The 13847-nt window shown below is 67.7% G+C and carries 10 protein-coding genes; 2 read left to right on the top strand and 8 right to left on the bottom strand.

Features of this window, described 5'->3' with window-relative positions; genetic code table 11:
- Window positions 1-13: 13 nt before the first annotated feature.
- Entirely contained in the window at window positions 14-1846 is a 1833-nt protein-coding gene (locus ACT3S2_RS02410) for an FMN-binding glutamate synthase family protein (RefSeq protein ID WP_444553797.1), read from the bottom strand.
- Window positions 1847-1892: 46 nt separating this feature from the next.
- Here ACT3S2_RS02410 and ACT3S2_RS02405 point away from each other — a divergent pair, with 46 nt between their 5' ends.
- The gene (locus ACT3S2_RS02405) at window positions 1893-2558 is read left to right on the top strand and encodes a hypothetical protein (RefSeq protein ID WP_444553798.1); all 666 of its coding nucleotides are present in this window, start codon (window positions 1893-1895) and stop codon (window positions 2556-2558) included.
- An 11-nt stretch (window positions 2559-2569) separates the two neighbouring features.
- Here the strand turns inward: ACT3S2_RS02405 and ACT3S2_RS02400 are convergent, their stop codons facing one another.
- Window positions 2570-4948, bottom strand: coding sequence for an ATP-binding cassette domain-containing protein (locus tag ACT3S2_RS02400; protein ID WP_444561155.1), 2379 nt, complete (start codon window positions 4946-4948; stop codon window positions 2570-2572).
- A 318-nt stretch (window positions 4949-5266) separates the two neighbouring features.
- Between ACT3S2_RS02400 and ACT3S2_RS02395 the strand changes: the two genes are divergently transcribed.
- Window positions 5267-7162 carry a hypothetical protein gene (locus ACT3S2_RS02395; protein ID WP_444553800.1) on the top strand — a complete coding sequence of 632 codons (1896 nt, stop codon included), beginning with the start codon at window positions 5267-5269 and terminating at the stop codon, window positions 7160-7162.
- 42 nt (window positions 7163-7204) lie between these two features.
- On the opposite strand, the gene ACT3S2_RS02390 is transcribed toward ACT3S2_RS02395, so the two are convergent.
- From ACT3S2_RS02390 to ACT3S2_RS02365, 6 genes are all read right to left on the bottom strand, one after another.
- A complete protein-coding gene (locus ACT3S2_RS02390; RefSeq protein WP_444553801.1) occupies window positions 7205-7963 on the bottom strand; it encodes a glucosamine-6-phosphate deaminase in 759 nt (252 codons plus the stop codon).
- Between the two features lie 26 nt (window positions 7964-7989).
- Window positions 7990-8688 carry an N-acetylmannosamine-6-phosphate 2-epimerase gene (locus tag ACT3S2_RS02385; protein ID WP_444553802.1) on the bottom strand — a complete coding sequence of 233 codons (699 nt, stop codon included), beginning with the start codon at window positions 8686-8688 and terminating at the stop codon, window positions 7990-7992.
- Between the two features lie 149 nt (window positions 8689-8837).
- Window positions 8838-9779 (bottom strand): dihydrodipicolinate synthase family protein, encoded by a 942-nt coding sequence (locus ACT3S2_RS02380; protein WP_444553803.1) that lies wholly within the window; start codon window positions 9777-9779, stop codon window positions 8838-8840.
- Between the two features lie 94 nt (window positions 9780-9873).
- The gene (locus tag ACT3S2_RS02375) at window positions 9874-10695 is read right to left on the bottom strand and encodes an ABC transporter ATP-binding protein (protein ID WP_444553804.1); all 822 of its coding nucleotides are present in this window, start codon (window positions 10693-10695) and stop codon (window positions 9874-9876) included.
- Window positions 10692-12869, bottom strand: a complete 2178-nt coding sequence (locus tag ACT3S2_RS02370) for a dipeptide/oligopeptide/nickel ABC transporter permease/ATP-binding protein (protein WP_444553805.1) — start codon at window positions 12867-12869, stop codon at window positions 10692-10694. The genes ACT3S2_RS02375 and ACT3S2_RS02370 overlap by 4 nt, the downstream gene beginning before the upstream one ends.
- A gap of 3 nt (window positions 12870-12872) precedes the next feature.
- Window positions 12873-13829: an ABC transporter permease gene (locus tag ACT3S2_RS02365; RefSeq protein ID WP_444553806.1), complete on the bottom strand. Its 957-nt coding sequence runs from the start codon at window positions 13827-13829 to the stop codon at window positions 12873-12875.
- Between the last annotated feature and the right edge of the window lie 18 nt (window positions 13830-13847).

Here is a 13847-nt window from a genome sequence, read left to right as displayed (position 1 = left end):
CGGGGATACCCGGCTAGCCTCCGGGACGGGATTCGGGGCGGACGCCGGAGGTTTCGACCCGCTTGGTCTTCCCGGTGTCGGTGTCATCCATCTCGTCACGCGAGGGGCCGACCCGGACCTGGTCGATGGAACTGGTCTCATCCCAACGCGCCATGTCGGGCCGGTCCCGCCGTGGTCCCCCGGAACGGACCGGCTCGCCGGTTCCCGGGCCGCCCGAAGGCTGGAGCCACGGGATGGGGGCATGTTCGCCGAAATGGTCGGCGTCTGCCTCGTCCCAGTCCCCGCTCCACCCCCGGGGCGGATCCTCCAACAACTCGCCGGGGCGCAACCAGTTGTACAGGGCGGCGTAGCTGCTGGTGGTCAGATGGTCGATCCGCCGGCGCAGCATCCGCTGGTTCAGGTTCGCCGGGGTCGAGACCCCCATGGACGCCATGATCTGCTCGGCCTCGGTGACGGTGAGCTTCTGGTAGTTGTAGACGCGGTTGCCCTTGTCCTCAACGTCGACGGCCCGCATGAGCCGCGGGTTCTGGGTGGCGACGCCGACCGGGCAGCGGTTGGTGTGGCAGAGCTGGGCCTGGATGCAGCCGGTGGCCATCATCATCGAGCGGGCGCTCATGGTGAAGTCGGCGCCCTGGATGAGGCGTTTGACGATATCGCTGCCGCTGGCGACCTTGCCGGCGGCACCGAGGCGGATCCTGTCCCGCAGACCGGCACCGACCAGTGCGTTGTGCACCAGCATCAGGCCTTCGGTCAGCGGGGTGCCGATATGGTCCTCGTATTCCAACGGGGCGGCACCGGTGCCACCTTCGGAACCGTCGATGATGATGTAGTCCGGGGTGATCCCGGTATCGAGCATCGCCTTGCACATGGCCAGGACATCGGTCCGTGAACCCACGCAGAACTTATAGCCGATCGGTTTACCCTCGGTGAGTTCGCGCAGCGTTCCGACGAATTCCATCAGCTCGCGTGGGGTGTGGAACGCCGAATGCGAGGCCGGGGACACGCAGTCCCGGTCCATGGGGATCCCGCGGGCCTCGGCGATTTCGGGGGTGATCTTCGACTTCGGCAGCACGCCGCCGATGCCCGGCTTGGCGCCCTGGCTGAGCTTGATGGTGACGGCCTTGACCGCGTCGGTGGCGGCCTTGGTCCGGAAGGTCTCCGGGGCGAACCTGCCGTGTTCGTCACGGCACCCGAAGTAGCCCGACCCGATTTCCCAGAACACGTCGGCACCGTGCTCCAGGTGGTACTTGGTCAGACCGCCCTCACCGGTGGCGTGGACGAATCCGCCCATGGCCGCGCCCTTGTTCATCGCCTGGACAGCATTCTTGGACAACGATCCGAAGCTCATCGACGAGATGTTCATCAGGGCGATGTCATAGGGCTTGCGGCAATCCGGGCCGCCGATCCGCACCCGGTGGTGCTCCTCGGGCGGGGCCAGCGGGGCGCTGGAGTGCAGCAGGAACTCGTAGCCCTGCGAGTTCACATCACGTTCGGTGCCGAAGGCCTTATGGCTATCGGCCCCCTTGGAGCGGGTGTAGATCAGCGAGCGCGTGTCCCGGTCGAAGGGCCGGCCGTCGGTGTTCCGCTCGATGAAGTACTGCTGGATCTCGGGGCGGATGGACTCCAGCAGGTAGCGCATGCGTCCCAGCACCGGGAAGTTGCGCAGGATCGCATGCTTGGTCTGGAAAAGGTCATGCAGGCCCAGCCCGACCAGCAGGAGCACGAGCACGCCCAGGACAACCCAGCCGGTGGTCCCGAACGAGGCGGCCACGACGGCGGCCGCTGCCAGGACGACGAATAAGGTCAGAAGGAAGAAACGCACCATGGGGCCGAGTTTACGCGTCATGGGGCCGTGTCGACACAGCAGCGTCCGGTCGGAGACAATGTTGGGCATGTTGGAGCATCCAGGACGGTCCGCCGCACGCTTGACGGGGCTGGTCGGCATCACGACGATCGCCGTACTATTGACCGGCTGCGCCGCCGGGAACATGATCGATCCCGGCGCACCGGATGAGGCCACCCCGACCGTGACGCGGACCCCTGCCGACACGGTCCCCTCCTCTTCCGGGGCCCCGGAGGCGAGCATCCCCGCCCATGAGTCCCCGGTGCGCCTCATCAGTGAACGCGGTCTGCCCCTCTACGCCCCGGGGGACGAACTGGCGTTGCAGGGTTCCGAAGCCGAACCACGAATCACCTTGACGGTCACCTCGCTCTCGGTCGAGCAGACCTGCCCGATCGACGGTGGGAAACCCGATCACGGCGCCTTCGCCGTGCTGGAGATCGATGCCTCCTTCGCGGCCCCGGACGACGAGACACAGCGCCCGCTGCGCCTCTCCCCGCAGATGTGGTCCTTCTTCTCCACCGATAATGTCCCGTTCGACGACGATCTGGGCACCACCGCTGCCGCCTCCTGCCAGAATGCCGGCACGGCGTTGCCCGCCGAGCTCAAGGCCGGCGCCTCGGTCCATGGGACCCTCGTCCTGGACATCCCCGAGCCGGAAGGATCGCTCACGCTGGCCGATGCCGACACCGACATCGCCGAGTGGCAGCTTCCCTGACGGACCAGGCCTCAGGAGCGGACGTAGGCCGCCAGGTGTTCTCCGGTGATCGTTCCCCTCTCCGCCAGCAGTTCGGCGGGGGTCCCTTCGAAGACCAGGGTCCCGCCGTCGTGTCCCGCCCCGGGCCCAAGGTCGATGATCCAATCGGCGTGGGCCATCACGGCCTGGTGGTGTTCGATCACGATGACGGTCTTGCCCGCATCGACCAGTCGGTCCAGCAGGCCCAGCAGCTGTTCGACGTCGGCCAGATGCAGCCCCGAGGTGGGCTCGTCCAGAACATAGATCCCGCCTTCCTCCCCCATCCGGCTGGCTAGTTTGAGCCGTTGCCGTTCGCCGCCGGAGAGGGTGGTGAGCGGTTGGCCCAACGCCAGGTAGCCCAGTCCGACCTCGCGCAGCCGTTCAAGGATCCTGACCGCTGCCGGAACCCTGGCCTCACCGGCGGCGAAGAAGCCCAATGCCTCATCGACCGGCATGGTCAGCACCTCGCTGATGTTGCAGCCACCGAGCCGGTAGTCAAGTACCGACGTCTGGAAGCGCCGGCCCTCGCATTCCTCGCACACGGTGGACACCGTCGCCATGACGCCCAGTTCGGTGAAGATGATCCCGGCTCCGTTGCAGGCCGGGCAGGCACCTTCCGAGTTGGAGCTGAACAGCGCCGGTTTGACCCCGTTGGCTTTCGCGAACGCCTTGCGGACCGGCTCCAGCAATCCCGTGTAGGTCGCCGGGTTGCTGCGTCGCGAACCCTTGATGGCCCCTTGGTCGACGGTGACGACCCCTTCCCGGCCGGCGATGGAACCGTGGATCAACGAGCTCTTCCCCGAACCTGCCACCCCGGTGATCACGCAAAGGACCCCCAGCGGAATATCCACGTCGACGTCGCGGAGGTTGTGGTGGTCCGCTGACCGGATCTCCAGCGTTCCCGACCCCCGCCGTGGCGTCTCCTTCAGTGCCGCCACATAGCCCAGGTGCCGGCCGGTGGGGGTGTCGCTGCGGCGCAGGCCCTCGAGGTCCCCCTCGTAGCAGAGCAGCCCACCCCCGGATCCTGCCCCCGGCCCCAGATCCACCACATGGTCGGCGATGGCGATCATTTCCGGTTTGTGCTCCACCACCAGGACGGTGTTGCCCTTGTCCCGCAAGCGCATCAGCAGCTGGTTCATGCGCGCGATGTCGTGGGGATGCAGGCCCACGGTGGGCTCGTCGAAGACATAGGTGACATCGGTCAACGCCGATCCCAGGTGGCGGATCATCTTCGTTCGTTGGGCCTCGCCTCCCGAGAGGGTTCCGCTGGGCCGATCCAGGCAGAGATAGCCCAACCCGATCTCCACGAACGAGGCCAGCAGCCCAGCCAATGAATCCAGCAGCGGTGCCACCGAGGGTTCGTCCAGGGTGCCGACCCAGTCGGCGAGATCACTGATCTGCATCGCGCAGGCCTCGGCGATGGACAGGCCCCGGATCCGTGAGGAGCGGGCCGCCTGGCTCAACCGGGTTCCCCCGCAGTCGGGGCAGTCGGTCAGTGTGACGGCACGCTCCACGAAGGCACGGATATGCGGTTGCATGGCGTCCAGGCCCTTGGAGAGCATGGATTTGCGGATTTGTGGGATCAAACCCAGATAGGTGAGGTTGATGCCTTCGACCTTGATCCTGGTGGCTTCCCGATGGAGCAGGTCCTCGAGTTCCTGCTCGGTGAATTCACGGATCGGCCGATCCGGGTCGAACCATCCGCAGCCCCGCAGGATGCGCCCGTGCCACCCCTGCATCGAGTAGCCGGGAATCGTCAGCGCCCCCTCGTTGAGGGATCTGTCGGCGTCGTACAACTGGGTGAGATCGAAGTCCGAGACGGTGCCGGATCCTTCGCAGAGCTGGCACATCCCGCCGGTGACGGAGAATTCCCGGCGCTCCTTGACCTTCCTGCCCCCGCGTTCCATGGTCACCGCCCCGGCACCACTGATCGAGGCGACGTTGAAGGAGTAGGCCTGCGGAGAACCGATCCGTGGTTCGGCGAGTCGGCTGAAGATGATGCGCAACAAGGCATTGGCGTCCGTTGCGGTGCCCACGGTCGAGCGCGGGTTCGAGCCCATGCGCTCCTGGTCGACGATGATCGCCGTGGTCAGCCCCTCCAGGACGTCGGCGTCGGGGCGGGCCAGCGTGGGCATGAAGCCCTGGACGAAGGCACTGTAGGTTTCGTTGATCATCCGCTGGGATTCGGCGGCGATGGTCCCGAAGACCAGCGAACTCTTCCCCGATCCCGAGACCCCCGTGAAAACGGTGATCCGCCGTTTCGGCAGGTCGAGGCAGAGGTCCTGCAGGTTGTTTTCCCGGGCTCCGCGGACCCTGATCAGATCGTGGCGATCGGCGGGGACGCCGTCTGCGGGGGCATGGGTATCGGACATGATCACCAGTGTAGGCGCACCCCGGCGAGGCGGAAGGCTACGGCGTCGAGCTCGCGGCAGCACTTTGTTACTGATTCGTAGATTTTTTCCACGAACCCCTTGAAAAGCTACCGGACAGTAGGTTCAATGTAAGGCAGGTCACAACCAACGACGTTTGTCCGCTGCGTAAATCCACCGCTCGGGCCACCGCGATCGCCTTCCACCCGGTGAGGCATCGCGGACCAATCCATCCGGTTACTGGATCCGGCCAGCACGCAGCGGCACCATGCCGAACGGTGCTGGGCCGGCCAGCCCGATCCGACCTCTTCGAGGAGACGCATGCATGCTCATCACGCTGCCAAGCAGCATTCGCTGATGCACACCATCATCACCGTCCTGCTGGGCCTGTTCCTGGTGGCCGTCCTGGCGTTCTACGTCATCTATTCGAGCCAGGTGGCCACCGGGGCCTCCAAACTGGACAACGGAATGGGCCAGGCCCAATCCGGCATCAGCGAACTGAACAACGGGGCCACCCGTGCTGCCAGCGGTGCCATCAAGCTCCACGACGGCACCGGGGAGCTCGACGACGGCGCAGCAAAGCTCTCCAAGGGCATCAGCACCGCCTCCAACGGCGCCGGGGAGCTGGACGACGGGGCCAAGGAACTGCACTCGGGCACCGGCGAACTGGCCACGGGGGCAGGAACGGCCGCCCAGGGGGCCACGAAGCTCTCCGACGGCGGCAAACGCCTGGCCGTCGGATCCCAGAAGGTCGCCGCCGGTGCCGGCCGCGCCGACCGCGCAGCCAAGAAGCTCGACGACGGCGCCGTGAAGCTGGTCGACGGCACCAAGAAGGCCGCCGCCGGCGCGGACGAACTCGACGCCGGGGCCACCAAGCTCGGCGACGGGGGCCAGAAGCTCGGCGACGGGGCCCAGGAGCTGAAGGCCGGCGCCAAGAAGGCCGCCGCCGGTTCCACCGAGCTCTCTGCGGGCACCAAGGAGCTGCATACCGGCGCCCAGAAGGCCTCGACCGGCGCCAATGAACTCTCCGCGGGCACCAAGGAACTGAACACCGGCGCCCAGAAGGCCTCGACCGGAGCCAATGAACTCTCGGCAGGGGCCAAGAAGCTCACCGCCGGCACCGGGGAAGCCCTCGCCGGCAGCGCCCAGTTGAAGGAAGGCACGGCCGAGGCCGCCCCCGGCGCCCACGAGTTGGCCGATGGTTCGGCCGAACTGGCTGCCGGGACGCAGAAACTTCTCGATGCCGCCAACGGACCGCAGGGCGCGGTCCCGCTGGGGCTGCTGAAGGCGCAGCTGAAGGAACTCAATGACGGGGCCCAGAAAATCGCTGCCGGCAATGGCGAACTCGCCGCAGGAACCGATGAGCTCAAGGACGGGACGGCCCGCCTGTATGCGGGTCTGAGCGAGATCGACAACGGCGCCAACCGGCTGAACGACGGTGCCGCCGAATTGGCCAAGGGCAATGCCGCCTTGGCCACCGGTGCCGGCAAGCTCAACCAGGGGGCCGCCAAGCTGGCCAAGGGCAACGCCGCCCTGGCCACCGGTGCCGGCAAGCTCAACAAGGGCGCCAAAAAACTGGACACCGGCAATGCCGCACTGGCTACCGGCGCCGGGGAACTCGCCAAGGGGGCCGACAAGCTCTCCGCCGGGTCCGTCCGGGTCGCGGCCGGGGCCTCGGAGCTCGCCGAGGGCAACCAGGCACTCGGCGCCGGTTCCATCAAGCTCCATAAGGGGACCAGCGAGTTGGCCCGCAAGACCCCCGATCTGGTGAGCGGTGCCGAGGAGGCCGCCGCAGGGTCGGTGAAGATCCGTGATGGGGCCGGGGAACTGGCCGTGGGCAACGGCAAGCTCGCCGCAGGGGCCGGCAAGCTCGACGCCGGGGCCGAACGTCTGGTGGCCGGCACCGGCCAGCTCGGCGATGGCCTGGGCAAGCTCGATACCGGGTCGAAGACCCTGCAGGCCGGCATCGGCAAGGTCGATGACGGGGCCGGCGAATTGGCCGACGGCAACACGAAGCTCTCCGACGGCACCGCGGAACTGTTCTCCGGCTCGACCGAACTGGCCGGCGGGACCGAGGAGTTGCGTGGATCCACCAACGCGGTTTCCGCCGACTCGATCGTCACCTCACCGAAGGGCCTGTTGCTGTTGCTCCCGCTGTTGCTCTTAGCGATCCCCGCCGTCCTGCTCCTGCGGGCACGCCGGCACCTGGGCCGCTAGGAGGACCCCGTCCGGCCCCCAGGCCGGACGGGCCGTCCGCGTCTAGTCGCTTGCCCGCTGCCCCAGTCGGGCCGCGGCTTCCCGATCCAGTACCACGGTGACCTGGGGATGGCGCTGGATCACCGAGGCCGGGAACTGCTCGCCCACCGGTCCTTCCAGGGCCAGTCGGACGGCGTCGGCCTTATGCGCGCCGTGGGCGATCAGCAGCAGGTGCCGGGCCTCGAAGATCGTGCCGATCCCCTGGGTGACGCATTGGTCCGGGACTTCCGCCAACGATCCGAAGAAGCGGGCATTATCCTGCCGGGTCCTCTCGGCCAGCGGCACCACACGGGTCCGCGAGTCGAAGGCGGACCCGGGCTCGTTGAATCCGATATGTCCATTTGATCCAATGCCCAGGATCTGCACGTCGATCCCTCCGGCCGCCGCGATGGCCGCGTCGTAGGCCGCCGCGCGGGCCGCGTGGTCCTCGCCCTGCGGATCCGGAGTGTGCACCAGCGCCGGATCCAGTCCCAATGGTTCGGTGACCTCGGTGCGCACCACTTCCGCATAGGACTGCGGATGCCCCTCGGGCAACCCGAGATACTCGTCGAGGGCGAACCCCGAGACCGCCGAGAAATCGGCGCCGGAGGCCGCCAGGGCGGAATAGAGCGGCAAGGGGGAGGACCCCGTGGCCAGGCCGATCACTGCCGCCGGGTCGGTGGTGACCACATCCAGAAGCACCTGGGCGGCCAGACGGCCGGTTTCCTCGGCGTCCTCCCCGATGAGGATGCGTGCGTTCGGATGCTTGAGGCTGCTGGCCATGTGGTCTCCTTCTGCTGCGGTGGGGCTCATGATCGGGGTCCGTTTGGGGGAAGGGCGGCGTCGAACCAGCCGGTGATGCTGGTCGGATGGGTGATGGCCGTTCCCACCACGACGGCGTGGGCCCCCGTGTCGAGTGCCGCCCGGGCCTGCGCCGGGGTGTGGATGCGCCCCTCGGCCACCAACGGCGCCCCGAGTCCTGCGTCGGCGATCGCGGCCAGCAGCTGCAGGTCGGGTCCGTCGGTCTTCGGGCGTTCGTCCGTATAGCCGGCCAGGGTGGTGCCGATGAGGTCGGCCCCCGCCTCGACGGCGGCTCGGGCATCGTCCAAGGACCCGCAGTCGGCCATGACCAGGGCCGGGGTCTCCGCATGCACCCGGGCGATGGTCTGTGCCAATGTCAGTCCGTCGGGGCGGGGGCGGCGGGTCCCGTCGAGGGCCACGACGTGGGCTCCGGCGGAGGCCACCGCCAGGGCGTGGTGGGCCGTGGGGGTGATGAAGACCCCTGTGGTCCCGTCCTTCCACAAGCCGATGACCGGGACCTCGACGGCGGACCGGGTGAATTGGATGTCGGCCAGGCCCTGGACCCTCACGGCCGCGGCCCCGCCGGCGACCGCCGAGGCCGCCATCTGTGCCATGGCCTGGGGGTTGCGCAGCGGTTCGCCGGGATAGGCCTGGGCGGAGACGATCAGGCGCCCGTGGACGGTGGAGAGGAAATCTTCGGGCGACATGCTGCGGTCCTTCTGTGCGGAGGTGCTTCGGGGCGACGACTGCGGGGCCTGCCGGTCCCGTCCGCATTCTTCCACGCTGGGGATGCGGACGGGAACCCGGCGGGTCCTCCGGCCTGTGCATGAACCGGCGGATATCCGCCGGCTGCGGATCAGAGCAATCCGGCCCGGCGCAGGATTGCGGCGATGGCCTGGCTTTCGTCGTCGTTCAACGAAGCCATGGGCACGCTCATGGTGTTGGATTCGATGATCCCGAGCAGGACCAGCGCGGTCTTGAAGGAGCCCAGTCCGGAGGCCCCGCCCGAGACACGGGTGGAGTCGGGGGTGAAGGCGATCTCAAACAGGTTCGCCAGACGGTCCTGCTCGGCGCGGACCGCCGACCAGTCCCCGGCCGTGGCGGCATCGAACATCCGCCGGTATCCGGCCGGATCAACGTTGCCCAGTCCGGGCACGACGCCGTGGGCGCCGCCGAGCAATGCCCCGTCGACCACCACCTCGTGTCCGGTGAAGACACAGAACCCTTCGATATGGGCGGTGGCCAGCAGCAGGCGGCGGCAGGCCACGTCGTCACCGGAGGAATCCTTCACCCCGACGATGACCCCGTCCTCGGCCAGGCGGATCGCCACGTCCAGGGGTAGCTTGGCGTGGGTGCGCACCGGCACGTCGTAGGCGAAGAGATCCACCCCGGTCGCCTTCTTCACCGCACGGAAGTGGTCTTCGATCTCGGCGGCGTTGGACAACGCGTAGAACGGCGTCGTGACGACCAGGGCGTCGGCCCCGAGTTCGATCATGCGCAGGCCTTCGTTGATGACACGGTTGGTGGTCTGTTCGCTGGCACCGGCCAGCAGTGGAACCCGTCCGTTGTTGCGGGCGGAAATGGTGGTCATGACCAGCTCACGCTCGTCATTGGTCAGGTACGGGACCTCCCCGGAGGAGCCCAGGACGAACAGACCGGAGACCCCGCCGTCGATCAGGTGGTCCACGACCCGTTCCAGGGAGGCCGTGTCGATCGCCCCGTCCTGGGTGCGCGGGGTGACGACCGGCGGGATGACCCCGGAGTAGGTGCGGGTGGGTGCTGACGATGTTGCGGTCACGGAATGCGTTTCCTGTTCTGCTTGATACTGGAGGGAAATTTATCGGTGGCGGCCGGAACCGGCCGCCGGTCTCGGCTGGCGGGAACGGGCCCGGCTAGCCTGCGTGGAGCAGCGAGGGGGCCGCGCCGAGCAGTTTGCGGGTGTAGTCATTCGTCGGGGCGTCGAAGACCCGGGCCGCGGGCCCCTGCTCGACGATCTCCCCGGCATTCATGACACAGATCCGGTCGGAGACGTAGCGGACGGTTTGGATGTCATGGGAGATGAACACCATGCCCAGGTTCAGTTCGGTCTTCAGGTCCGAGAGCAGGTTCAGCACCTGGGCCCGCACCGAGACGTCCAGGGCCGAGGTCGGCTCGTCGGCCACGATGACATCCGGGTCCAGGGCCAGTGCCCGGGCAATGGCCACCCGCTGTCGCTGTCCGCCGGAGAGTTGGTTCGGCACGGCGGCCCCGGCGGAGGCCGGCAGGCCCACCAGTTCGAGCAGCTCGGCGGCCTTCCGGCCGCGGCTGGCCAGGCTCCCGATCCCATGCACGGTCAGCGGGTCCATCAGGATGTCGCGGACCTGCATGCGCGCATTCAGTGCCGTGGAGGGGTCCTGGAAGACGACCGAGACGCTGCGCCCGAATTCCTTGCGCAGGGCGGCGTTGCGTTTCAGTGCCGGCTTCCCACGGAAAAGCACCTCCCCGGAGGTCGGCGGCTGCAACCCCACCAGGACGTTGGCCAGTGTCGACTTCCCGCAGCCGGATTCCCCGACGATGCCCACGGTCTCACCGCGGCCGATGGTGAAGTCCACGCCGTTCACCGCCTTGACGATCAAGGGTTTGAACGCCTTGCCGGAACGGGCCCGGTGATGGACGTGCAGGTCCTTCAGTTCGATGACCGGGGTGGCCTGCTGTTCCGATGCCGTCTGGCTCATGGCCGTACTCCCTTCGTGATGGTTCCTGCGGCCGGGTCCGGCGCCCTGTCCTGCGGGCTGGCCCAGAGGTGGCTCTCGTTGCCGCCGACCGGTGTCAGGACCAGTTGACGGGACGAATCGGCCCCCGGCAGCGTGGAGCGGTCGGCGAACCGGTCCCCCTCGCCGAAGTCGTTCGGGGACGGCACGGTCCCGGGGATCTGGTGGAGTCGTTCGGCCCCCGATTCGATGGACAGCACGGCCCCGAGCAGGCCCCGGGTGTATTCGTGCGTCGGGTTCGTCAACAGCGCGTTGACCGGGCCCGATTCGACCACCTGGCCGGCATACATGACCGTGACCCGGTGGGCCAACGAGGCCACCAAGGCCAGGTCGTGGCTGACGAACACCATGGCGAACCCCAACTGTTCACGGAGTTCGTTGAGCAGATCGACGACCTGTTTCTGCACGGTCACGTCCAGCGCCGTCGTCGGCTCGTCGCAGACCACGAGCTTGGGCGAACGGGACAGTGCCATGGCGATGAGCACCCGTTGGCGCTGGCCTCCGGAGAGCTCGTGCGGATAGGACTTCAGCGTGCGCGAGGGATCCAGCTTGACCAGTTCCAGCAATTCCGCGGGGGTCTTCCGGCCGCCGCGGCGGGTGAGCTGTCCGAGCTGGTCCTTGATGAGCATGGCGGGGTTCAGCGAGGACAACGCGTCCTGGTAGACCATGGCGATCTGTGAACCGCGCAGCCCCTTGTAGACCGTGGCATCCCCGGCCAGGGTTCCACCCCTTCCGTCGTCCGGCAGCAGCTCGCGGTCGCCGAAGCGGATGGATCCGGTGATCCGGGCGTTGTCCGGCAGCAGGCCCATGATCGCCAACGAGGTGATGGACTTGCCGCAACCCGATTCCCCGACCAGGCCCATGGTTTCGCCCTCGTGGACGGTGAAGGAGACGTTGTCCACGATGCGGGTCCGGCCATAGCGTTCCGGGAAGCGGATCGAGAGGTTGCTGACCTCGAGCACCGTGCCGGCATCGGTCCCGCCGCCGGCCAGCTGCAGCCGGTCGGTGCGGGCGGATTCCACCGACGCCAGCCGGTCCAGTTCCCGGGCCAGGCGTCGGCGGTCGGCCTCGGCATCCCCACGGGGGGAGCTTCCGGCGCCGACGGCTGCCGAGAGGTCCCCCGGACGGCTGCTGCCGGCCTCGAGGTCATGCACGTCGGAACCGTCATCCTCGGCGTCGGGGACGGTCAGTTCCTCCGTGACACGGCGGACGGTGGAGTCACCGGCGGCTTCGACCTCGACACTGGCGGTATCGGAGCCCTTGGACTTGCCACGCAGCTTCGGGTTCACCAGGGCGTCGGTCATCCCTTCGGCGAGGATGTTCAACGCCAGGACGGTCAGCAGGATGACCAGGCCGGCGAAGGTGGTGGCCCACCAGGCGCCGTTGAGCACGAGGGTGCGCCCGTAGGAGATCACGTTGCCCCAGGACGGGTCGGGGTCCTGGACGCCGGCACCGAGGAAGGACAGCGAGGCCTCGAGGATGATCGCGTCGGCCACCATGACCGTGGCGAAGACCAGGACCGGGGCCGCGGTATTGCGCATGATGTGCTTGATCAGGATGTGGAAGCGACCGGCACCGATGACGCGTTCCGCGCGGGAGTAGTCCTCGTCCCACTGGGAGAGCACGTTGGCGCGGACCACCCGGGCGATCTGCGGGGTGTAGATGATCGCGATCGCGATGATGATCACCGGAATGGAGTTCCCCAGGGAGGCCAGCAGTGCGGCGGCCAGCGCGATGCCGGGGAAGGCCATGAGCATGTCCATGATGCGCATGATGACTTCGTTGGTGGCCTTGCTGCTCGTGGCCGCCAGCGAACCCAGCAGCCCGCCGGCCAGCAGGGCCAACGCCACCGAGCCCAGGCCGATGACCAGCGAGGAACGGGCGCCGTAAAGCAAGCGGGAGAAGATGTCGCGACCGAGCCGGTCGGTGCCGAAGAGGTTCTCGGCACTGGGCTTCTGCGCAGGCATCCCGGAGAGCAGCGGGTCGTGCGGGGCGAGGACCGGGGCGAAGACCGCGGCCAGGATGATGACCACCAGGAAGCCCAGCGCGATCTTCGAACCGGTGGTCAGTGAGGTGAAGCGGGTGGCGCCGGAACTCAGGCGCGCCACCAGGGCATTGCGTGGTGCCAAGGGAGCCATCGGTTACACCGTCCTAATGCGGGGGTTGATCAAGAGGTATACGAGGTCCACCAGGATGTTGACCAGCACGAACGTCACGGCGATGGCCAGCACCACCCCCTGGACCAGATTGGTGTCGTGGGCGGTGATGCCGTTGAGGATCAGCTGACCCATGCCCGGCAGGGAGAAGATCATTTCGATCACGACGGCGCCGCCGAGCAGATAGCCGATCCGCAGGCCCAGCACGGTGACCGGGGTGACCAGCGCATTGCGCAGGACGTTGCGGCTGATCACCTCGTTGCGCGGTACGCCGTTGCCGATGGCCGTGCGGACGTAGTCCTTGTCCAGTTCCTCCACCATGGAGGTCCGCACCACGCGGATCAGTGAGGCCGACACGGGGATCGCCAGGGCGAAGGCAGGAAGGGTCATATGCGCCAGCCAGCCGCCCAGCCCCTCTCCCGGTCCCGCCATGCCGCCGGAGGGGAAGAGCGGGTTCTTGCCCAGGGCCAGCCACTGGATGAGCAGGATGCCCAGCCAGAACGACGGCGTGGCCACCGCGGCGATGGAGAAGACGCGGATCAGCTGGTCGGGCAGCCGGTCCCGGTAGAGCGCACCGAGCACGCCGAAGACCAGGGAGATCACCACGGCGATCAGCACGCCGAAGGCGGTGAGTTGCAAGGTCAGCGGGAAGGCCTGGGCGATCATGCCGGCCACCGGGCGCGATGGAGGGGTGGTGACCCCGAAGTCCAGCGTCAGCAAGCGGCCCAGGAAGGCGATGTACTGCACGGGCAGTGACAGGTTCAGACCGCGTTCGGCGCGGTAGGCTTCCTTGGCTTCGCTGCTGGCGCCCTCACCGAGGGCCTGGGTGGCCTCGTCCCCGGGGGAGAGTTTGAGGATCACGAACACCAGGAACGTGACGCCCAGGATCATGAGCGGAAGCGCGGCAAGGCGGCGTAGCAAGAGTCGCAGGAGGGTCCCCACGGTTGAACTCCCATGTGT

The organism is Arthrobacter sp. AOP36-A1-22, from assembly GCF_052377615.1.
In the GTDB taxonomy this organism is placed as follows: domain Bacteria; phylum Actinomycetota; class Actinomycetes; order Actinomycetales; family Micrococcaceae; genus Arthrobacter_H.
This window is presented reverse-complemented; position numbering and strand designations above follow the sequence as displayed.

Bases quoted from the DNA above. Each gene is read 5' to 3' on its own strand.
- ACT3S2_RS02385 (WP_444553802.1), bottom strand. From the start codon at position 8,688: ATGTCGCCCGAAGATTTCCTCTCCACCGTCCACGGGCGCCTGATCGTC.
- ACT3S2_RS02375 (WP_444553804.1), bottom strand. From the start codon at position 10,695: ATGAGCCAGACGGCATCGGAACAGCAGGCCACCCCGGTCATCGAACTG.
- ACT3S2_RS02400 (WP_444561155.1), bottom strand. From the start codon at position 4,948: ATGTCCGATACCCATGCCCCCGCAGACGGCGTCCCCGCCGATCGCCAC.
- ACT3S2_RS02395 (WP_444553800.1), top strand. From the start codon at position 5,267: ATGCATGCTCATCACGCTGCCAAGCAGCATTCGCTGATGCACACCATC.
- ACT3S2_RS02405 (WP_444553798.1), top strand. From the start codon at position 1,893: ATGTTGGAGCATCCAGGACGGTCCGCCGCACGCTTGACGGGGCTGGTC.
- ACT3S2_RS02370 (WP_444553805.1), bottom strand. From the start codon at position 12,869: ATGGCTCCCTTGGCACCACGCAATGCCCTGGTGGCGCGCCTGAGTTCC.
- ACT3S2_RS02390 (WP_444553801.1), bottom strand. From the start codon at position 7,963: ATGGCCAGCAGCCTCAAGCATCCGAACGCACGCATCCTCATCGGGGAG.
- ACT3S2_RS02410 (WP_444553797.1), bottom strand. From the start codon at position 1,846: ATGACGCGTAAACTCGGCCCCATGGTGCGTTTCTTCCTTCTGACCTTA.